This is a genomic window from Buchnera sp. (in: enterobacteria), from assembly GCF_056343165.1.
In genome coordinates this window covers 82,981-105,613 of record NZ_JBWHTS010000002.1, presented here as the reverse complement: position 1 = coordinate 105,613, position 22,633 = coordinate 82,981, and the positions used below count along the sequence as shown (strand labels likewise).

20 protein-coding genes and 1 pseudogene are annotated in these 22,633 nt (G+C 25.1%); 11 read left to right on the top strand and 10 right to left on the bottom strand.

Features of this window, described 5'->3' with window-relative positions; genetic code table 11:
- The first annotated feature begins 102 nt into the window (after window positions 1–102).
- The 7 genes from ACTP5B_RS02130 (at window position 103) to ribA (ending at window position 7,030) form a co-directional block, all read left to right on the top strand.
- Window positions 103–900 carry an enoyl-ACP reductase FabI gene (locus ACTP5B_RS02130; RefSeq protein WP_464829584.1) on the top strand — a complete coding sequence of 266 codons (798 nt, stop codon included), beginning with the start codon at window positions 103–105 and terminating at the stop codon, window positions 898–900.
- 187 nt (window positions 901–1,087) lie between these two features.
- Window positions 1,088–3,037 carry an exoribonuclease II gene (rnb, locus tag ACTP5B_RS02125; RefSeq protein WP_464829627.1) on the top strand — a complete coding sequence of 650 codons (1,950 nt, stop codon included), beginning with the start codon at window positions 1,088–1,090 and terminating at the stop codon, window positions 3,035–3,037.
- A 110-nt stretch (window positions 3,038–3,147) separates the two neighbouring features.
- A complete protein-coding gene (locus tag ACTP5B_RS02120; protein WP_464829582.1) occupies window positions 3,148–3,795 on the top strand; it encodes a YchE family NAAT transporter in 648 nt (215 codons plus the stop codon).
- Between the two features lie 34 nt (window positions 3,796–3,829).
- Window positions 3,830–4,465 (top strand): lipoyl(octanoyl) transferase LipB, encoded by a 636-nt coding sequence (gene lipB / locus ACTP5B_RS02115; RefSeq protein WP_464829580.1) that lies wholly within the window; start codon window positions 3,830–3,832, stop codon window positions 4,463–4,465.
- 132 nt (window positions 4,466–4,597) lie between these two features.
- A complete protein-coding gene (gene lipA / locus ACTP5B_RS02110) occupies window positions 4,598–5,551 on the top strand; it encodes a lipoyl synthase (RefSeq protein ID WP_464829578.1) in 954 nt (317 codons plus the stop codon).
- 123 nt (window positions 5,552–5,674) lie between these two features.
- Window positions 5,675–6,385, top strand: a complete 711-nt coding sequence (gene pyrF / locus ACTP5B_RS02105) for an orotidine-5'-phosphate decarboxylase (RefSeq protein ID WP_464829576.1) — start codon at window positions 5,675–5,677, stop codon at window positions 6,383–6,385.
- Between the two features lie 63 nt (window positions 6,386–6,448).
- Window positions 6,449–7,030, top strand: a complete 582-nt coding sequence (gene ribA / locus ACTP5B_RS02100; RefSeq protein WP_464829574.1) for a GTP cyclohydrolase II — start codon at window positions 6,449–6,451, stop codon at window positions 7,028–7,030.
- 99 nt (window positions 7,031–7,129) lie between these two features.
- Here ribA and ACTP5B_RS02095 read toward each other — a convergent pair.
- From ACTP5B_RS02095 to trpD, 9 genes and pseudogenes are all read right to left on the bottom strand, one after another.
- Window positions 7,130–7,499, bottom strand: a pseudogene (locus tag ACTP5B_RS02095) (transcriptional regulator); the annotation flags it as partial.
- Window positions 7,500–7,885: 386 nt separating this feature from the next.
- Window positions 7,886–9,346, bottom strand: a complete 1,461-nt coding sequence (gene cls, locus ACTP5B_RS02090; RefSeq protein WP_464829572.1) for a cardiolipin synthase — start codon at window positions 9,344–9,346, stop codon at window positions 7,886–7,888.
- A 340-nt stretch (window positions 9,347–9,686) separates the two neighbouring features.
- On the bottom strand, window positions 9,687–10,094 hold the full coding sequence (gene yciA, locus ACTP5B_RS02085) for an acyl-CoA thioester hydrolase YciA (protein ID WP_464829571.1): 408 nt from the start codon (window positions 10,092–10,094) through the stop codon (window positions 9,687–9,689).
- A 34-nt stretch (window positions 10,095–10,128) separates the two neighbouring features.
- Window positions 10,129–10,662, bottom strand: a complete 534-nt coding sequence (locus tag ACTP5B_RS02080) for a septation protein A (RefSeq protein WP_464829569.1) — start codon at window positions 10,660–10,662, stop codon at window positions 10,129–10,131.
- 28 nt (window positions 10,663–10,690) lie between these two features.
- On the bottom strand, window positions 10,691–11,434 hold the full coding sequence (locus ACTP5B_RS02075) for a YciC family protein (RefSeq protein ID WP_464829567.1): 744 nt from the start codon (window positions 11,432–11,434) through the stop codon (window positions 10,691–10,693).
- 106 nt (window positions 11,435–11,540) lie between these two features.
- A complete protein-coding gene (gene trpA, locus ACTP5B_RS02070; RefSeq protein WP_464829565.1) occupies window positions 11,541–12,350 on the bottom strand; it encodes a tryptophan synthase subunit alpha in 810 nt (269 codons plus the stop codon).
- Window positions 12,325–13,533: a tryptophan synthase subunit beta gene (gene trpB, locus ACTP5B_RS02065; protein ID WP_464829563.1), complete on the bottom strand. Its 1,209-nt coding sequence runs from the start codon at window positions 13,531–13,533 to the stop codon at window positions 12,325–12,327. The genes trpA and trpB overlap by 26 nt, the downstream gene beginning before the upstream one ends.
- 50 nt (window positions 13,534–13,583) lie before the next feature.
- Window positions 13,584–14,945, bottom strand: coding sequence for a bifunctional indole-3-glycerol-phosphate synthase TrpC/phosphoribosylanthranilate isomerase TrpF (gene trpCF / locus ACTP5B_RS02060; protein WP_464829562.1), 1,362 nt, complete (start codon window positions 14,943–14,945; stop codon window positions 13,584–13,586).
- On the bottom strand, window positions 14,926–15,954 hold the full coding sequence (gene trpD, locus ACTP5B_RS02055; RefSeq protein WP_464829560.1) for an anthranilate phosphoribosyltransferase: 1,029 nt from the start codon (window positions 15,952–15,954) through the stop codon (window positions 14,926–14,928). Before trpD ends, trpCF begins: the two co-directional genes overlap by 20 nt.
- Before the next feature lie 231 nt (window positions 15,955–16,185).
- Here trpD and ACTP5B_RS02050 point away from each other — a divergent pair, with 231 nt between their 5' ends.
- The 4 genes from ACTP5B_RS02050 (at window position 16,186) to topA (ending at window position 21,656) form a co-directional block, all read left to right on the top strand.
- A complete protein-coding gene (locus ACTP5B_RS02050) occupies window positions 16,186–17,094 on the top strand; it encodes a DMT family transporter (protein ID WP_464829559.1) in 909 nt (302 codons plus the stop codon).
- Window positions 17,095–17,133: 39 nt separating this feature from the next.
- Window positions 17,134–17,883, top strand: coding sequence for a 23S rRNA pseudouridine(2605) synthase RluB (rluB, locus tag ACTP5B_RS02045; protein ID WP_464829557.1), 750 nt, complete (start codon window positions 17,134–17,136; stop codon window positions 17,881–17,883).
- A gap of 65 nt (window positions 17,884–17,948) precedes the next feature.
- On the top strand, window positions 17,949–18,971 hold the full coding sequence (gene sohB / locus ACTP5B_RS02040; RefSeq protein WP_464829556.1) for a protease SohB: 1,023 nt from the start codon (window positions 17,949–17,951) through the stop codon (window positions 18,969–18,971).
- A 99-nt stretch (window positions 18,972–19,070) separates the two neighbouring features.
- Entirely contained in the window at window positions 19,071–21,656 is a 2,586-nt protein-coding gene (topA, locus tag ACTP5B_RS02035; protein WP_464829554.1) for a type I DNA topoisomerase, read from the top strand.
- Between the two features lie 71 nt (window positions 21,657–21,727).
- Here topA and ACTP5B_RS02030 read toward each other — a convergent pair whose 3' ends face one another.
- Window positions 21,728–22,525: an inositol monophosphatase family protein gene (locus tag ACTP5B_RS02030; RefSeq protein ID WP_464829552.1), complete on the bottom strand. Its 798-nt coding sequence runs from the start codon at window positions 22,523–22,525 to the stop codon at window positions 21,728–21,730.
- Window positions 22,526–22,633: the final 108 nt, after the last annotated feature.

Below are 22,633 nucleotides of genomic sequence, written 5' to 3'. Positions count from 1 at the left end.
GAAAACAATTATGATTTACGATTTAATATAAAATTATTCTTTAAAAAATGATTAATATAAAAATTATGTTAACAACAAGATTTGTATTTATGAGATATAGAAATGGGACTTTTGAAAGGCAAAAAAATTTTAATTGTTGGAATCTCTAGTGCGAGGTCAATTTCTTTTGGTATAGCAAAATCTTTATATAATCAGAAAGCAGAATTAGGTTTTGTATGTCAAAATGATAAAATAAGTAAAAAAATAAAGATTTTAGTAGAATCAATGAAATCTTCTATCGTCTTGTCCTGTGATGTTTCTAATGATAAAAACATTAAGAAATTATTTATAGATTTAAGTCAAATATGGAAAAAATTTGATGGATTAGTGCATGCTATTGGCTATTGTCCAAAAGAATATTTAAACGGAGATTTTATTAACAATATTACCAGAGAAGGATTTAATATTTCTCATGAAATCAGTTCCTATAGTTTTTTAGGATTAATTAAAGAATGTAGAAAAATGTTAAATAATTCTTCTTCTTTATTAACTTTATCTTATTTGGGTGCACAACGCGTAATACCAAATTATAATGTTATGGGTTTAGCTAAAGCTTCATTGGAAGCAAACGTTCGTTATATGGCTTATTCATTGGGAAAGGAAAATATTCGAGTCAATGCAATTTCATCTGGTCCTATTAAAACTGCTTCTTCTTATAAAATTAAAAATTTTAACAAGATACGAAGTGATTCTCATGCATCTTCTTTTTTAAAAGATTCTATCACTAGCAAAAATATAGGTAATGTGGCGTCTTTTTTATTATCTGAGTTATCTTTAGGTATTACTGGTACAGTTATTTATGTTGATAATGGTTTAAATATAAGTAGTATGAATATAAATAGCATGAATAGTACATTATAATATTTTTTTAAAATTTATAAATTTTTTTAAATGTAAAAATATATTTTTTAATGAAAATAATTTATTGTAATAAATCTTTTTAAAAAAAAACTATCTATGATATTTTGTAAATGAATTATATTTTTAAATTAACTTTTAAATTTATAAAATTATTAATTTTTTACTATGACAATTAGGTTGCATGATTATGTTCCAAAACAATCCTTTACTTACACAGTTAAAAAAAAATCTACATGCTAAAACACCACGCGTAGAAGGCATAGTAAAAAGTACTGAAAGAGGATTTGGATTTTTAGAAATTGATATACAAAAAAGTTATTTTATACCTCCTAAAAATATGAAAAAAGTTATGCATGGAGATAAAATAATTGCTTTATTAAAAGTAGAAAAAGATAGAGAAATCGTTGAACCTGAAAAATTAATTGAACCTTTTTTAAATCGATTTGTTGGAAAAATAGAAAAAAGAGATAATAGATTATTTATCACACCAGATTATTCGTTTGCAAAGGATCTTATAATATGTCAGCCCAATAAAAATTGTGCGAATACTTTTCAAAATGGAGATTGGGCTGTTGCTAAACTAACAAAACATAAACTCAAGGGAGATCATATTTTTTATGCTGAATTAATTGAAAAAATTGCACAAGAAGATGATCCGTTAATACCGTGGTGGGTTACTCTTGCACGACACAATCTTGATAGAAAAGAACCGTTAACAGAACCAGATGATCTTATATTAAAAGAACATTATAATAGAAGAGATTTAACGAAATTAGATTTTATAACCATAGATAATATAAATACGAAAGACATTGATGATGCTATTTTCGTTAATGATAATATTAACGGTGAAATTTCTTTAATTGTCGCTATTGCTGATCCAACAGCTTATATAAAACATGGTAGTAAATTAGATTGTATAGCATCTAAAAGAGCGTTTACAAATTATTTACCCGGTTTTAATATTCCTATGCTGCCAAGAAAGTTATCAGAAGATATATGTTCATTAAATCCTAATAAACGTCGGCCTGTACTAGCCTGTCATATTACTATTTTAAATGATGGTCGCATCTCTGATAAAGTCGATTTTTTTCTAGCATGGATAAAATCAAAATCAAAACTATCTTATGATCATGTTTCAGATTGGATTGAAAAATCCGGCGACTGGGTTCCACCAAAAAAATCTATTGAAGAACAAATATTAATTTTACATCGTTTGTGTTTATTACGTATAAAATGGCGTAAAATAAATGCAGTACTCTTTAAAGATACTATAGAATATCGATTTCATTTATCTGAAAATGGAAATATTATAGATGTTTTAATTGAAAAAAGACGTATTGCTCATAAAATTATTGAAGAATGTATGATAATCGCAAATATATCTGCTGCTAATTTTTTATCTAAAAATCTTGGTTTTGGTATATATAATGTGCATTCTGGTTTTGATCCTATTAATGCTGAAAACGCAGTTTCTTTCTTAAGAAGTCATAATTTAAAATTTACTGTTGATGAAATAACTACTTTAAAAGGTTTTTGTAATCTTAGACGTGTTTTGAATATATTATCAAATAATTATATTGATAGTCGTATTCGTCGCTTTCAATCTTTCGGAGATTTTAGTATTACACCCAGCCCTCATTTTGCACTTGGTTTTTCAGAATATGCAACTTGGACTTCTCCTATTCGTAAATATAGTGATATGATTAATCATCGTTTGTTAAAATATATTATTAAAAAAGAACAATTAATTAAACCTAGCGAAGATATTAAATTAAAAATAAGCGAACAAAGACGACGCAATCGAATGGCTGAAAGAGATATTTCAGATTGGCTTTATACTATATTATTAAAGCAAAAAAAATATCGAAATCAAAAATTTAATGCTGAAATAACAGATATTTCTAGAAATGGTATAAGAGCTCGATTAATAGAAAATGGTGCTAATGTTTTTATTCCTGGACCATTTATACATCCTATTAGAGAAGAGTTGAATTTTAACCAAGAAATCGGAAAGGTATTTATCAATAACACCGTGCATTACAAAATAACTGATGTGATTCAAGTAAGCTTATCGGAAATTCGATTAGAAACACGTAGTATCATTGCCAAACCTGAATTTTCAAAATTAAAATAAATAAAAAATTAAATATTTTATATGTTGTATAAAAAATACAATGTTGTTTTAATAATAGTAAAAACATTTTTAAAAAGTTATAAAAATTCAATATAAATTAGGAGTATAATATGAATATTTCAATTTTTGATTTATCTATATATATAAAATTCTTTATAGGTTTATGTGCTTTGGTGAATCCAATTGGAATGATTCCTATCTTTACGACTATGACAAATAATCAGTCTTTTTCAGAAAGAAGAAAGACTAATTTAGTAGCTAACTTCTCAGCATCATTAATTTTATTAATATCATTATTTCTTGGTTCTAATATTTTAGATCTTTTTGGAATATCTATTAATTCTTTTCGTATTGCTGGTGGCATGCTAATTATTAGTATAGCTTTCTCTATGATCAGTGGTAAATTTATAAAAAAAATCAAAATCAACGAAGACAAGAAAGAAGAAAAAAAACTTGATAATATTAGCGTTGTTCCTTTAGCCATGCCTTTAATTGCAGGACCTGGAGCAATTAGTTCTACTATTGTTTGGAGTACTTATTATCCAAGTTGGATAAACTTATTTGGATGTAGTTTAATAATTTTTTTGTTTTCATTTATATGTTGGTTGTGTTTTGAAGCTTCTCCCTGTGTAGTACGAATTTTAGGAAAAACAGGGATTAACATCATTACTCGTATTATGGGTTTATTACTAATGTCTCTGGGAATAGAATTCATTAGTACCGGTATAAAAACTATGTTCCCTGGGCTATTATATTAATCTCTTTAAAAAATTTACATTATTATGGATAATTTTGCAAAAGAATATAATTTTTTTTCGTAATTTAGGAATAGAACACTGGTTAACGACTGTTAACAAAATGAATAATTTCACAAAATTACGTGATTTATATACATTTGATGAAATTTGGTTTGTGGAACATTATCCTATTTTTACACAAGGACAACTAAAAGAAAAAAAACATGGAATGTTTCTTAACAATATTCCGGTAGTAAAAACTGATAGAGGTGGTCAAATTACATATCATGGACCTGGACAACAAATATTGTATTTTTTAATAAATTTAAAAATCAGAAAAATTAGTATTCGTGAATTAATAGATATAATGCATAAATCAGTAATAGAAACTTTAAATACTTTTTCTCTTCAAGCATATACTAAAGAAAAAACACCAGGTGTATATGTAAATGAAAAAAAAATATGTTCTTTAGGATTAAGAATAAAAAAAGGTTCGACTCTACATGGTTTAGCACTTAATGTTAATATGAATTTAAAACCATTTGATTATATCAATCCTTGTGGGGATATAAATATAAAAATGACACAAATAAAAGATTTTAATTCGAATATTAAATTAAAGGATGTTCGAATTATTTTAATTAAAAAATTATCTAAACTTTTTCAATCTATAATAATCAAAAGTGATTGAAATAAAAAATTGATTGAATAATTTTAATTTATTCAAAACACAATATTATATCTTAAAATTTTACTAAAGTATTTATTTTCAATTTGATATATAGTATATGTTTTAATACTTATAATCGAGAAAGTAAATTTTATGAAAAAAAATAAAGATGTTTTATTAAAAAATAAAACATTAAAAAAAATAAGTGTTATTACTGTGAAAAAAAATTCTAATGTCATAAAAAAATTAAAAAAACCTAATTGGATAAAAATTAAAACACCTGTCGATACATCTCGTATATATCAAATGAAAAATGCTTTACGCAAAAATAATCTATACTCTGTTTGTGAAGAAGCTCACTGTCCAAATTTATCAGAATGTTTTAACAATGGAACTGCAACATTTATGATTTTAGGTTCTATATGCACAAGAAACTGTCCTTTTTGTGCAGTTTTTCATGGAAAACCTGATCCTATTAATATGACAGAACCTCAAAAATTATCTAATACTATTTTTGATATGGGTATTAATTATGTAGTAATCACATCTGTTGTTCGTGATGATTTATATGACGGTGGTGCTCAACATTTTGTTAATTGTATTAAAGCTATTCGAAAAAAAAACAAAGTAAAAATTGAAATATTAGTTCCTGATTTTAGAGGTAGAATAGAATTAATTTTAAATATTTTTAATAATGCGTTACCTGATATTTTCAATCACAACATAGAAAACGTTCCTAGAATGTATAAAAAAATTCGTCCTGGAGCAAATTATAAAAAATCTTTGTTATTATTAGAATCATTTAAAAAAAAATATTGCAACATACCAACAAAATCAGGTTTAATGTTAGGTATCGGTGAAAAAGATATTGAAATTACTCAAGTAATGAAAGATCTTTATTCAAGTGGTGTTACTTTATTAACAGTAGGTCAATATCTTCAACCTAGTATTCGTCATTTACCCGTAAAACGTTATATACCTCTTTCAGAATTTGAAAATATAAAAAAAGAAGCTTTATCTATTGGTTTTACTAATGCTTTTTGTGGTCCTTTTGTGCGTTCATCATATCATGCTAGTTTTCAATCCAATTTATCTGTTAAGAAATAACAGTGTTAATCGTATTTTAAAATTAAAATTTATATACATCATATAACTAGCATATTCTATATAAAAAAATATAGGAAATAATATTTTTTATCAATACGCGTTATTTATACTAGGGGTTGTATAGTGTTAAATCCTAATTTTTTTAAAACACCAAAAATTATTATTGCATTAGACTTTTGCAATAAAAAATCAGCTATGAAGTTAGTAGACCTTCTTAATCCATCAATTTATTACTTAAAAATTGGAAAAGAAATGTTTACAATTTTAGGTTCAGAATTCATAAAAGAATTACATAAACTAGGATTTAACATATTTCTCGATTTAAAATTTCATGATATCCCTAATACTGTTTTTAACGCTACTAAAGCAGCTGCAGATTTAGGAATCTGGATGTTAAGTGTTCATGCTGCTGGTGGCAAAAAAATGCTTCTCTCTGCAAAAAAAGCATTAAAATCTTTTAAAAAAGCTCCTCTGTTAATAGCCGTTACAGCATTAACTAGTTTAAAAGAAGAAGAGTTACAAGAAATTGGAATTCAAATTTCATTAACAGACTATATTTTAAAGTTATCAAAGTTATCTAATGATTGTGGTTTAGATGGTATTGTATGTCCAGGAAAAGAAGCAAGAAAAATTAAGTTTTTATTTGGAAATAGATATAAAATCATTACCCCAGGCATTAGAATTTCTCAAGATTTACTATATGATCAAAATAACATTATTACTCCTAAAGAAGCCAAAGAATTCAAAATAGATTATATAGTAATAGGGCGTTCTATTACTATGTCAAAAAATCCAATTAAAAAATTAGATTTAATAATTAAATCTATGCAGTAAATTAAAAACAAAAAATATTAAAAGGTTATAAAATATTTATTTAATTCTTAATTAGGAAAATTTATGCAACTAATAGAAAAAGCAATATTACCTACTCCTTGGGGGAGTTTTTTCATATTTGGTTTTGAAGAAAAAAAAAGCGGGAAAAATCATATAGCTTTAGTATATGGTGATATAAAAAAAAATATTCCAACTTTATCAAGAGTGCATTCAGAATGTCTAACAGGAGACGCTTTATTTAGTTTACGATGTGATTGTGGGAGTCAGCTAGAAATGTCTATGCAAAAAATTTCTCATGAAGGAAGTGGTGTATTAGTTTATCACCGTCAAGAAGGAAGAAATATTGGTCTTCTTAATAAAATAAGAGCGTATGCTTTACAAGATAAAGGATTAGATACTGTTCAAGCTAATCAAAAACTTGGATTTTCTGCAGACGAAAGAGATTTTTCATTATGTGCTGATATTTTTAATATATTAAATATTAAAAAAGTTCGCTTGTTAACAAACAACCCATTTAAAGTTAAGATGCTTATCAACGCAGGGGTAAATATTGTAGAGCGAGTCCCTCTTATTGTAGAAAAAAACCCTAAAAATGCTAATTATTTAAAAACTAAAGCTGAAAAAATGGGTCATTTATTATCTTAATAAATATAGTTTTTTGTTTTAATCTAAAAGAAGTGTTTATTTTTTATAAATACTTAATTATTTAAATAATAGGGGTTTTTTGATGACCCCCTGATAAAATTATAATAAAAAATCCTCTAATATTTTTTGTTATGTAAAACAGAGTTGTTAATTAATGATGAATTTTACTCTTTGACCAGTCCATTTTTTGAAATCTCCATTCTTGTTAATATATTTATATTTTTCTGGTTTTAAGGATCTTTTCTGTTTTCTATTAATTTGATAAAATTATTTTTGATTGCTAATTCATTTAGATTAATACTATCAGCTATTAACATTTCTCTATATTTTTTAATTTTATTATTCTTTTAAATTTTTTCTCGGATTTTTTTATTTTTGATCATTAATAATTTACTTTAAATTTTTGTAATATTTCTTCTAGATTTCCAAAATAAAATTTTCGTGAATGTAAATGAAATGTACGAGTATTTTCAGAATTTTTATTATTTTATAATTTGTTAGTATTTTTTTATCATATTATTTGAAAATAAAAATATTTTTTCTTGACAATCAAGATAAAAATGAGAAATAAATAATTTCTACACAAAAGATCGTTTTTTGTAAAAATAAAATTTTTTTGTTGAAATGTTATGTATTATAGTAATTATTTTAAAAGATATATTTTAAAAACTTTTATTTTTATAATTTTACAATATGTATAAGTTAATCAATATTTTAAATTTTTACATGAACATATAGTATGATTTTATTACAGTTTCAATACAATAATTCTATGATATATATTTATTATAATAAAATATTCTATTTATGGGATAGAGTCAATTATCTATTAATAATATTAAGCAATTATAATTTTTATAATAATGGACTTAAAAAATAAAATATTTTTTCAAGAATTCTTGTCCAATATGCACGCATGGACCAAACTTTTTTATCTATTAATTGAGAATTAGAAATATATTCATTTTGGACGCAAAATAAATTTTGTCCAAAATCACTATCATCAATAACTAAAGTTATTTCAAAATTTAACCAAAGACTTCTCATGTCTAAATTCACTGTTCCAATTAAACTTAATTGCTGATCCACTAATATACTTTTACTATGCAAAAGTCCTTTTTGAAATTGGTAAATTTTCACACCTGCTTCTAATAATTCACTAAAAAATGCTCTACTTGCCCACTTTACTAAGATAGAATCATGATATAAGGGTATAATAATACTAACTTCAACTCCCCTTTGAGCTGCAGTACAAATAGCTTGAAGTAAATCTTCGCTAGGAACCAAATAAGGAGTAGTCATAATTAATTCATGTTTAGCTGAATAGATAACTGTTAATAATGCTTGATGAATCATGTTTTCGGGAAAACCTGGACCAGATGCGATTACTTGTATACTGGAATTTTTATTATATTTATCTTCTAACATTTCTTTATTTGGTAGTTGAGGCAAAATTTTTAAACCTGTTTCAATTTCCCAATCACAGGAATAAATCATTCCTATTGTTGTAGCTACAGGTCCTTCTATTCTTGTCATTAAATCAACCCATTGATTAATTTCCGAAGATTTTTTAAATAAATAAGGATCTACTAAATTCATACTACCCGCATATGAAATATAATTATCAATTAATATAATTTTTCTATGTTGTCTTACATCGATACGTCTTAAAAAAATTCGTAATAAATTCAATTTTAAGGCTTCTACTACTTGGATTCCAGACTTTCTCATTATTTTAACCCAAGGACTTTGAAAAAATTCAATACTTCCTGCTGAATCAAGCATTAATCTACAATGTATTCCACGTTTTGCAGAATCAATAAGAGCAATTGCTACATCGTCTGCTATACCCCCAGGTTTCCAAATGTAAAAAACCATTTCAATGTTTTTACGTGCTAAATAAATATCACGTATTAAAATTTGCATAATTTTTTTCGTATTAGTTAAAAGTTTCAGTTTATTACTTTTTATTCCAGATATACCTTGTCTATTTTTACATAATTGAAATATCGAATTAGCTACTTCACTGTTTTGAACTTGAAAAATGTATTTGTGAGATTTTAATTCATTAAGCCATTTATTAGAAATAGACCATATTCTATTTGCAATTTTTTTTTGTCTTTTACCTAAATATAATTCGCCAAAAAAAAACCAAATAGAAATTCCAATTAATGGAACAATGTAGATTGTTAAAAGCCAAGACATAGAAGAGGGTATATTGCGACGTTTAATTAGAATACGAAAGGTAATATTAGCAATTAATAAGCAGTATATTAAAAAAACTAGACATTTGATTAAATTATAGAAAATATCCATCCATTGAAGGTCCTATTCATGATTTTGTCAAAAGGTCTTATATTTAATTAAATATTTTCCGATTTTTGAAAAATACATTATATTCGACATTTAAATTAGTAAAATATTTAATAGATATTAAAATTTATTCGCTAAAATTTTAAAAATTATTTTTAATGTAAAGTTTAAAAAAATATATAAAAATATTTTGTTCAACACTTTAGAAACAGTCATTTTAAAAATATAATACAATTAGTTTTGTTGAGTGTTGAACGTAATATTTTAAATAAAATTCTTCAAGAAAATTCTTAAATCAATTTAAAAAATTTAACAAATATATATTTTTTTATAAATTTTTTTCTTAAATAATACTCATGGGTAGTAATTGACGAGATTTTCCTGTTTCATCAATAGCTACATAAACAAACTCTGCTTCTGCTGCACAATAATACTGACCTAATGGTTTAGAGTATATTTTTTTAATCCATATTTCTATATTAATTTTAATAGAACTTTTTCCAATTTTAATACAATGAGCATAGCAATTCACGATATCACCTACTGACACAGATTTGAGAAAATTAATCCCATCAACTCGTACAGTTGCAACTTTTCCTCCTGAAATTTCTTTTGCTAATATTGCTCCGCCCATATCCATTTGAGACATAATCCATCCACCAAAAATATCACCATTAACGTTTGTATCTGAGGGCATTGACAATGTTTTTAGAACTATTGTTCCCTTTGGTAATTTATTTTTTTCTGACATTATTAAAAATTTCACTCTATTATTTTATAAAAAATTATTTATTCTTTAAAATTTTACAATTTATGTAAATACTAGTTATTAAAATTGATAAAAACGTTAGGGATGTAAAACCAAAAACCTTAAAATTAACCCATGTTGTTTCTGAAAAAAAAAGTGCTATATAAATGTTTAAAATACCACAAAATAAAAAAAATAAAGACCAGAAAAAATTTATTTTACGCCAATAAATACTAGGTATATTTATATCTTTTTCAAAAATTTTTTGTATTATTGGTTTTTTTGTAAAAAATTGACTAACCAATAAAATAATAGAAAAAATTATATAAATGATTGTAATTTTCCATTTAATAAATTGACTATCATGAAAAAATATTGTAAGAGAACCAAAAAAAGAAATTACTAAAAAACTAAATAAACTTATTTTATCTATTTCATGATAAAAAATCCAATGAAGAATACATATTAATCCTGATATTACAATTAAAGAACCAGAGGCTATAAAAATATCATAAAACTTATAAAATATGAAGAAAATAAGCATGGGTAATATGTTTAATATTTGTTTCATAATATGAACCTGGATAATCTTTAAATTTTTAAGAACGTAAGAAAATCATATAAAATCGAAACAAGTATATAATTAAAATAGAAAATAATATATTGATACTAATATTAGATATTAAAAACAAAAAATTTTTATTAATAAAATAAATATAATTTGTTAATATCGTTAAAATAAATTTACTGCACATCCATAATAAAACAACGGGTCCTATTATTTTTATATATTTACAAGAAATATACATGCTAAGACGTATAGAATCTATTAATCCGTGTTTTTTAAAAGAAAAAATAATAGGTGATAATGATAATATTATTGATAATAATATTCCTGGTATAATTAAAAAAATAAAACCTATTTGGATAATAAAAGCAGTTAAAAAATTTAATATAAACAAACTTGGTATAAAAGCAAATAAAGAAGATATTGAAGAGATAATTGATTCCTTTTTATTTTTAGATAAAACAGAAATTAAAACTATCACACTCCCTGATAATATAGTTTTGCTCATTAGTGATTCAATGATTTTTAAAACCGAGTATTTTAACAGTTCACGTTTTTCTACTAAATCCATATTATTAATTATGTCTGCAAGCGAACCAGAATTAATAATTTTGTTGTTTTCTAAGATAGAGATAATATATATATCCGGTTTAATCAACATATCTATTAATACATTAAAAAAAGTAACAAATACAGATATAAAAAAAATAGCTCCTATTTGTTTACAAAAAAAATTACAAGTATCATGATATAATTTTCTTGCTGTAATGGGCATATGTACATTCCTTATAAATACTTTATGTAATGCAAAGATTATACATATTTTTTAAAACTAGCATATTTTTTAATATATAAATAGTTATTTATTCTAATCAAAAATATTATTTTATTTTACTAGAAATTTTTAATAAATTGCTAAATTTTTTTATTTTTTTGATCATTTTATCCTCTTCATTTATATATTTTTCAATAATATTTATAATTGCTGAACCACATATTATTCCAGATAAACCAGATGATATAGCTTTTTTAACTTGTTCGGAATTTGAAATTCCAAAACCTTGTAACAAAGGAAGTTTATTATATTTTTTAATTCTTTTTATAAACTGTTCAGGTAATGATAAATTTTTGTTTTTAATTCCTGTTACTCCAGAACGAGACAATACATAAATAAATTCTTGTGCATATAAAGAAATTTGATGTAGAAAATGATCATCTGCATCTGGAGGACACATAAAAATAGAACTAATTTGATATTTTTTAGCAGTTTTATAAAAAATTTTTGATTCTTCGAGAGGAATATCTGCTATCAAAACAGAATCTAATCCCGAATTAAAACATTGTGAATAAAAGTTATCAATACCTTGATTATATACAAGATTGGCGTATATCAAAATTCCTATAGGTAAATTTTTATTTTTTTTACGTATTTTTTTTAATACTTGAAAATATTCAAAAAAAGTATTTTTTTTAGATAAAGCACGCAAGTTTGCTTTCTGAATAATTGGTCCATCAGCTAATGGATCTGAAAATGGAATTCCAATCTCCAAAGCATCTGCTCCATTATAAATTAAATTTTCAAGAATTTTTATTGAAATTTCTAAAGAAGGATCTCCTAGGACTATAAAAGGTATAAAACATCCTTCTTTTCTTAACGATAATTGTTTAAACATTTTCTGATATCGACTCATTATATTTTTCCTCTTTTAAAAAATCATGTATTGTAAAAATATCTTTGTCACCACGACCAGAAAGATTAATAATTAAAGTTTGTTTTTTTTTAGGACTGGTATTCATTAATTTTAAAGCATATGCTAATGCATGTGAAGATTCTAAAGCAGGTATAATACCTTCTTTTTTACATAAAGTCTGGAATGCATTTATCGCTTCTTTGTCAGTAATAGAAACATATTGAGCACGATTAATACTATTTAGCCAGGAATGCTCAGGACCAACGGATGGAAAATCTAATCCTGCTGAAATCGACCAAGATTCTTGAATTTGACCTTCTTTATTTTGCATCAAATAAGATTTCATGCCAAAGTAAATACCAGTTCGACCATGTTTTAATGGCGCTCCGTGTTTTCCTGTATGTATACCCGAACCAGCTGGTTCTACTCCAATTAAATTAACTTTATCATGAATAAAGTCTGAGAATATTCCAATAGCGTTAGATCCCCCTCCAACACATGCAATAATTGAATCTGGTAATTTTTTTTCTTTTTCTAGAATTTGTTTTCTTGTTTCTTCCCCAATCATTTTTTGAAATTCACGAACAATGGTAGGGTATGGGTGTGGTCCAGCAGCAGTACCAATCATATAATGAGATGTTTTATAACTACCAGACCAATCGCGTAAAGCTTCATTACACGCATCTTTTAATGTTCCAGAACCATTTTTTACTGATATAACTTCTGCACCCAGTAACTTCATACGAAATACATTAGTTTCTTGTCTTTTAATATCTTTAATACCCATATAAATTCTGCATTTTAAATTTAATAACGCACAAGCAATTGCAGCAGCTACACCGTGTTGACCGGCACCTGTTTCGGCAATAATTTCTTTTTTTTTCATTCTAATTGCCAACATCGCTTGCCCTAAAACTTGATTGGTTTTATGTGCTCCACCATGCAATAAATCTTCTCTTTTAAGATAAATGCGTGTTTTTGTGCCTTGGGTTAAATTACTACATAAAGTTAATGGAGTAGGTCTTCCAGCATAATTTTTCAATAAATTATAAAATTTTTTTTGAAAATTAGTATCTTTTTGTACATCAACAAATGTTTTTTCTAACTCAAGCAAAGCTGGCATCAATATTTGTGGGACGTACATACCACCAAATTCACCAAAGTAAGGGTTCATTAAAGTCATTTGATAATTTCCTGTATTTTATTAAATAAAAAATAATTTATTAATATTATTTAATAATATCTTAATCGTTGAAAAATTAATTTTATTTTCTTATGATCTTTAATACCAGGTGATATTTCTACCCCAGAGTTTAAATCTAATCCTGAACAATTTAATTGAGAAGCTACAATACAATTATCGAAATTAATTCCTCCGGCTAAAATAACGTCATCTAAAATATGATTTTTCAAAATAGACCAATTAAAAGATGTATTACTCCCTCCAAAATTAGAGTCAAATAAATATTTGTTTATTTCATTCCAATTACGGTTTGGTAATTTAAATTTAATAGAAAAAGCTTTCCAAATTTTAATTTTTTTAGGTAATATTACTCTCAATTTATTAATATATTCTTGATTTTCCTGGCCATGTAATTGCACTGCATAAAGAGAAAGTTCTTCAGAAATTTTAGCAATTAAATTTATATTTTCATTTTGAAAAACTCCTATAAATCTTAAATTGCTATTTATAATAATTTTCTTTGCTATTTGTCTAGTAATATAACGAAGAGAATTTTTTATAAAAATTAGCCCCCCATAAATTGCTCCAAATTTCTCAGCACTTTGTATATCAATATTACGAGTTAATCCGCAAATTTTATTATCACCAAATATTATAGAACGTATGCCTATTTCTAAATTATTTTTAGACATTAAGTGAGTACCAATTAAAAAACCATTTACAAAATTACTAAGTTTTTTTATTTCGCGATATTTTGTTATGCCGGATTCGCTTATTATTATAATATTTTTTTTAATTAAACTAGATAAAATACGAGTGCGATTTAAATCAATTGACAAATCATGTAAATTACGATTATTAATACCAATAATATTAGCATCTAGCTCAAGAGCACGTTTTAATTCTTTTTTATTATTTACTTCAGTTAATATGCCCATATTTAATTTTTTTGCTGTTTCAGATAATTCTTGATATTGAATGTCATTTAAAACAGACAACATTAATAAAATAGCATCTGCATTATAATATCTAGCTAAATATACTTGGTATGAATCAATAAAAAAATCTTTGCATAAAATAGGTTGATAGACATTTTTTCGCACTATATTAATAAATTCAAAATTACCATCGAAATATTTTTCATCCGTAAGAACTGAAATAGAAGAAGCATATTTTTTATAAATACTAGAAATTTCAACTAAATCAAAATTATTTCTAATAATTCCTAAAGTAGGGGATTTTTTTTTGCATTCCAATATAAAACATGGTTTTTTATTTTTTAAAGAATTATAAAAATTACGTGTTTGTGTGTTAATTTTATCTTTAAAATACATTAAAGGTTGTTTTTCTTTTCTTAATTGAATCCAACTAATTTTATCTCGTATAATTTTATTAAGTATTGTTTCTTGCATAATGATCTTCTTTTAACATGTTAGAAACCTTTCTTATGTGTTTATAAACATCCCCGCTTCTAATTGTATTTAATGCTAATTCGGTATTTTCTTTTAAGTTTTGCCATCCAAACACCTTAAATAACATCGCTACATTTACTGCTATTAGTTCTTCATATAATCTATCACCTTTACCTTTCATGATTTGACTGATGACATAATAATTTTCCTCTAAAGAATCTATTGTTAATATCTTTTTAGAATGAGTTTTTAAACCAAAACTTTCTGGTTGTAGTTCATATGATACAATATTATCATCTGATAACTCACAAACATATGTTGTACCATGTAAAGTAACTTCATCAGTTTCATGACTATTTAAAACTATACCTCGTTGGTATTCTAAATTTTTTAAAATTTTAGCTACAGGTTTTATTAATTTTTTATCATAAACACCAATAACGGTAAGAGGAGGGAACGCAGGATTAAGAAAAGGTCCTAATAAATTAAAAATAGTTTTAGTTTTTAATTTTTTTCGAACATTATTAGCATACTTAAAACCATTATGATATTTAGGTGCAAATAAAAAACAAATATTTAATTGATCTAGAGTTTGACGAGATTTTTCCGGAGATGCACTTAAATTTATATCAAATTTCTCTAAAAGATTAGAAGAGCCTGACTTACTAGAAATTTTTTTATTACAATGTTTAACAATTTTCAAACCACATGTTGCAGCAACAAATGCACTTGTAGTTGAAATGTTAATAGTACTTTTATTATCTCCGCCTGTTCCTACTATATCTGAAAAAATATAATCAGGTCTCGGAAAAGATTTCATATTTTCTAAAAATGCGTATATTGCTCCTGTTATTTCTTCTACTGATTCACCTCGTATCCGCATGGCCGTTAATATAGATGACAATTGTATGTCTGTGACTTTGCCGGAAGAAATCAATTTAAATAGTTTGTAACTTTCTTCTTTATTTAAAAATTTTGAATCATATAATTTATTTAAAATATTTTGCATTTATTACCTTGAAAAAATTTTTTGAAAATAAATATATTATTAATGATATGCAAGGTTTTTTCATATTTATATTTTTTAAATTTTAACAATAATATATTGATGTAAATAATTCAATTTAAATTTAAAAAACTTTGTTTATAAATATTTTATAGATTAAATCTGTACTAAAAAATATAGCTCTCATTTATAGATATGATATGTGTTATATTTTTATTTTTTGGAGTTTTTTAAATGAACAAAATACTAGTAATAGTTTTATTTTCTTTGGTTTCTCTTACTTGGGGGACTACCTGGATTGCAATGAAAATTGCAACAGAAACAATTCCTCCATTTTTTGCTACTGGTATACGTTTTTTAGTTGCTTCTCCTTTGTTAATTTTTCTTGCATATTATACAAAAACGCCTCTTTTGTTTCCATATGGACAAAGATGGTTTCAATTTTTTATTGCAATTTTTTATTTTTCCATACCATTTACATTGATGTTATATGGAGGTATTTACGTTAATTCTTCTATTGCTTCTATTATATTTTCAAATATGCCTGTTGCTGTATTAACAGTATCGTTTTTATATTTGAAGAAAAAATTGTTTTTAATTCAAAAAATAGGAGTTTTAATCTCTTTAGTTACATTAATTACAATTTTACTGATAGAATTAAAATCACAATGTTTTTTTCAATGGAAAGGAATTTTAGCGTTACTTTTTGCTTTGTTTAGCCATGCTATTATTTATGCTGAATGTCAAAAAAAATGTTGCAATGTATCTGTTATCACTTTTAACGCTTTACCGTCATTAATATCTGGAATATTGTTATCTACGATATCTTGGTTTATAGAAAATCCTCATATTAATAATTTTTCTAATAGATCTATTTTAGCTGTATTTTACCTGGGAGATTTTTCAGGTATTTTTGGTATTTTATCTTATTTTTATTTACAAAAAAGAGTAAGTGCATTTTATGCCTCTACTGTTTTTCTAATTTTTCCAGTTATTGCTGGATTTTTAGAAAATTATATTTATAAAAATACCATTTTATTTTATGAAATATGGTTTATTTTCCCGTTGATGATAGGAATATTATTAACTTTAATTCCAATGGACTATCTAGAAAAAATCAAAAAAAATAATAAAATATTATAGTTTTTGTTTTTCAATATCAATTTATAAAAGGTTCAATAGATGAGTGAAAAAATACAAAAAATATTATCTCATTTTGGATATGGTTCACGTCGAAAAATTGAAGAAATGATTAAATTTGGGTATATATTTATTAATGGGAAAAAAGCAACAATTGGTCAACGTATAAGTGAAGAAAATACTAGAGAAATTAAAATAAAAAGGAAAAATATATCTATAAAGAAAATACCGTTTCAAACAAAGATAATTGTTTATAATAAACCAGAAGGGGAAATTTGCACAAGAAATGATTGCAAAAAACGTCCAACTGTATTTGATAAATTGCCATTTTTAAGCATTCAACGATGGATTAGTATCGGGAGACTAGATCTTAATACTAGAGGATTATTGTTATTTACAAATAATGGGGAATTAGCTAATAAACTTATGCATCCCAAAAATCAAATAGAGAGAGAATACTATATTCGAGTTTTTGGAGAAATTAATAAAAATAAAATGAATATTTTAAAAAATGGAGTTAAAATTAAAGATGGTTATGCTTCATTTAAAAGTATAAAACCTATTAATGATAAGTGTTCAAAAAAAAACAAATGGTTTAAAGGTATCTTATGTGAAGGAAAAAATCGTGAAATCAGATATATGTGGGAAACAGTTCAATGCCAAGTAAGTCGATTAATTAGAATACGATACGGAAATATTATTTTACCTAAAAATTTAAAATTAGGACAGTGGTTTGAGTTAAATTCTGTATTAGTAAATGAATTATCCAATTTGGTTTCTTTGAAAGAGTGATAAAATTTTTTATCTACATTTATTTTTTTTAAAATATTTTATCCAACTTTTAAAAGGTTCATCGTGTGAGTTTACTTGTAAATTATGAATTATTTTTAGCAAAAATTATTACTTTTATTATCATTAGTATTACAATAATGATTTTATTTTATACAATAGTAAAAAGAAAAAAAAGTGTTCAAAATAAAATAAAAATTACTTTACTTCAAGATAATTATAAAAAAATAAAAAATGAAATATTATTATCTACAATGAACAACTTTGAAAAAAAGATATGGTTTCAAAAAGAAAAAGAAAAAAATAAAACAAAAAAATCCAAGAGCAAACGTCTTATAAATCAAAAGAAAAAATTATATGTATTAGATTTCAAAGGAGATGTTTATGCAAATGAAGTGACCGGATTACGAGAAGAGATCTCTTCTATACTTTCAGTAGCAAATCAAAATGACGAGGTTTTATTACGTTTAGAAAGCTCTGGAGGTGTAATTCATGGATATGGGTTAGCTGCTTCTCAATTAAACAGATTGCGTCAGAAGGGAATACGTTTAATTGTATCTGTAGACAAAATTGCAGCAAGCGGAGGATATATGATGGCATGTGTTGCAGATCATATTGTTTCCGCACCATTTGCAATAATCGGTTCGATTGGGGTAGTAGGACAAATGCCAAATTTTAATAAACTATTAAAAAAATGTAATATAGATATTGAACTTCATACTGCAGGAGATTATAAACGAACTTTAACCATGTTTGGAAATAACACTGAATCAACACGCAACAAGTTTTGTGAGGAGTTAAATGCAACACATGAACTTTTTAAGCGTTTTATTAAAGAAATGAGACCATCCTTAGAAATAGAAAATGTCTCTAATGGAGAGCACTGGTTTGGAACAATTGCTTTAGAAAAAAAATTAGTAGATCAAATTAGCACGAGTGACGATATTTTGATCTCTAAAATGGAAGAATATACTTTATTAAGCATTCAATATGTTTATAAAAAGAAAATATTAGAACGTTTTGTTTCTTCTATAGAGCATCATATTAGTAAAATTTTTGTTAAACTTTTTTTTTATAAAAATTATTTTTAATTTTAAAAAATAAAAATTTTTTAATACAATTAATCTTAATTTAATTACTTTTTTATAATTTAAATCAATATAATTAGATATGATTTACTGGATAAAAATATGCAAAAGTCTCTTGTTATAGTTGAATCCCCAGCAAAAGCAAAAACTATAAATCAATATTTAGGTCATAAATACATAGTTAAATCTAGTGTCGGACATGTTCGAGATCTAATAAGAAGCAAATCAAAAAACAAAGATAAAAATAAGAAATATTCTAATAAAAACATTATTTTTGAAACAAATGAAAAAACGGTTTTAATAAAACAAATGGGAATTAACCCTTATCAAAATTGGAAAGCCGAATATCATGTTTTACCGGGTAAAGAAAAAATTATTTCAGAATTAAAAGATATTGCAAATAAAGTAGATCATATATATCTTGCTACAGATTTAGATAGAGAAGGGGAGGCAATAGCTTGGCATTTAAAAGAAGTTATTGGTGGAGATGTTTCTAAATTTAGTCGTGTAGTATTTAATGAAATCACTAAACATTCAATAAAAAAAGCTTTTAAAAATGCAGGACATATCAATATGAATCGCGTGTATGCACAACAGGCGCGTCGTTTTATGGATCGCATCGTAGGTTATATGATTTCACCTTTGTTATGGAAAAAAATTTCAAGAGGTTTATCGGCAGGACGAGTTCAGTCTGTAGCAGTGCGTATAATAACAGATCGTGAAAATATCATAAAAAATTTTATTCCAGAAGAATATTGGAAATTGAATATTTCTTTCTTTTCTCAAGATAATAAAAATATTAGCATGGATGTAAAAAATTATTATAATAAAGTATTTCGTCCAATCAATCGAACTGAAGTGTATTCAGCTATAGAAAAAATTAAAAATTCATTATGTATTGTTGAAAATTATGAAGAAAAAACATTTTATAAAACAGCGCCAGCTCCATTTATAACTTCTACTTTACAACAATTTTCTAGTCTTCGTTTAGGATTTAGTGTAAAAAAGACTATGTTTTTAGCACAAAAATTATATGAAGAAGGTTATATAACTTACATGAGAACTGATTCTATTTATTTAAGTCAACATGCTATTAAAAAAGCCCGAACATACATAAAAAGTTATTATGGTAATAATTATTTGCCTAAAGAACCCAATCTATATTCAAATCGAAAATATTCTCAAGAAGCTCATGAGGCTATTCGACCTTCTGATATTAAAATAAAAAATATACAATCAGATACTTTAAGTTCAAGTGCTAAAAAATTATATGAGTTAATTTGGAATCAATTTATAGCTTCTCAAATGATATCGGTAAAATATAAATTAATTACTATAACAGTTGCCGTCGATATGTTTAAATTACAAAAAAATGAAAGAATAGTTTTATTTAATGGTTGGTCTAGAGTTTTAAAAGAAGAAAAAAACGTTTTTTCTGAATTTCCTGAACTAAGTGTAGGAAGTCTATTGCGGATAGATAAAATTTTACCCAGTCAAAAATTTACTAAACCCCAACCACGTTTTACTGAAGCTACTTTAGTACATGAGTTAGAAAAAAAAGGTATTGGAAGACCGTCTACTTATGCTGTAATTACATCAAAAATACAAGATAAGGGATATGTTAAAATTAGAAAAAACAAATTTTATGCAGAAAAAATGGGAGAAATTCTTACTATTTGTTTAAAAAAAAGTTTTAGCAATCTAATTGATTATGATTTTACGGCTAATATGGAAAAGCAACTTGATAAAGTTGCCGAAAATAAAATTAATTGGAAAAGTATACTGAATGATTTTTTCAGAGATTTCTCTACGCAACTAGAAACGGCTCAAAAAAGTCCAGAAGCAGGAGGTATGGAGCTAAATAAAATTGTGCCAACTTCAATTAATTGTCCTGTTTGTTATAAAAAAATGGGGATAAAAAATGCTATAACTGGTGTTTTTCTTAGTTGTTTAGGATACAATAATCCTGAAATTAAGAATCGTTGTAAAGAAACGATCAATTTAATTTCATTAAATGATTTTAATGAAGAAGAAGATCATAAAAAACAAGCAGCTCTCAAATTAAATAATCGATGTGAAAAATGTAACATGTTTATGGATAGTTATTTTATTGATAATAAGATAAAATTACATATTTGTATTAATAATCCAATTTGTTGTGGGTACAAAATTGAAAAAGGTATATTTAAAACTCCTGTTTATTTATCTAAAAATATCAAATGTGAAAAATGTCATAGCAATATGCTACTGAAAGTAGGTCCATTTGGTAAATTTTTTATTTGCATAGATAAGGAATGTAAAAATACAAGAAAAATTTTACCTAATGGTGAAATATCTGAACCAAAATTAGAACCCATTCCCTTTCCACAGTTGCTATGCAAGGAATCTAATGCATGGTTTGTTTTACGAGAGGGGATCTCAGGTATTTTTTTTGCTGCCAATACTTTTCCTAAATCACGTGAAACTCGATCTCCACTTGTAGAAGAATTGTTACGATTTAAAGATTTATTGCCAGAAAAAATACACTATTTATCTAGTGGCCCTGTAATTGATAACAATGGAAATAAAACCATCGTGTGTTTTGATAAAAAAACAAAAGAACATTACATTGCATCTAAAAAAGAAGGTAAATTCACAGGTTGGTCAGCTGTATTTGTTAATAAAAAATGGTGTGTGACAATTAAATAAAATTTATAAAAATATAAGATAATTTTTTATAAAATATTTTTTGCATATCTAACTTTATTATAATTATTTAATTATACAAAATAACATGAACGTATTTTTTCAGTAATTAATCTAATAAATTTTGGACTGCTAGTTATATTTCCAGCATGACAATTATTATTTTCATGTCCTCCTGTAAAATTACTAATTAAGCAACCGGCTTCTCGAGCTTGCAATTTACCTGCTATAAAATTATTAGGTTCTAAATTAAAATCAAATAAACAATCTATTTTCCCAGCTGCAACATAAGCCGCATCAAGTACACTAGACCCAGTACATCGAAAAGAAATACCACATGAAATTAATTTTTTATATATTTCAAAATAAGATAATGTTTCATCGTAAAAATTATTAGGCAAATTGACAGCAATCATAGTGTAATTCAAATTATTAATTTTACTACATCTAGTTCGGTATCCATTCAATTGTGAGCCTTGTCCTTTTACAGCTGTAAATAAATCATTTTTTATAGGATCGTATATTACAGAAATTTCAATTTGACTTTTTACAATAACAGCAATAGAAATACAAAAATATGGGAAACGTTTAATAAAATTATTTTTTCCATCTAGTTCATTGATAACCCAAATGGTATTTTTTTCATTCTGTTTAAAAAAAATATTTTCATTTTTTTTTAAAATTATATGATGAGGATATGATTTATGTATAATTTCACTTATCGTTCTATTTGTTTTATATATTATATTTTTTATAAATGTTTTGTTTTTTTCAATATCTTCTTTAATAAATTTATGTGTATCATAATTTTGAATAATAATACTCCCCCCTTTCCGTATTGCACGAATAGCAATGTTCAACATTGGATGCATAGAAACCTCTTCAACTTAAAAATTTATTAAAATAATATCATAATTTAAATATCTTTAATATTTATTAAATAGTAATAATCTCTACTAAGATATTAAAATAAGATTAAA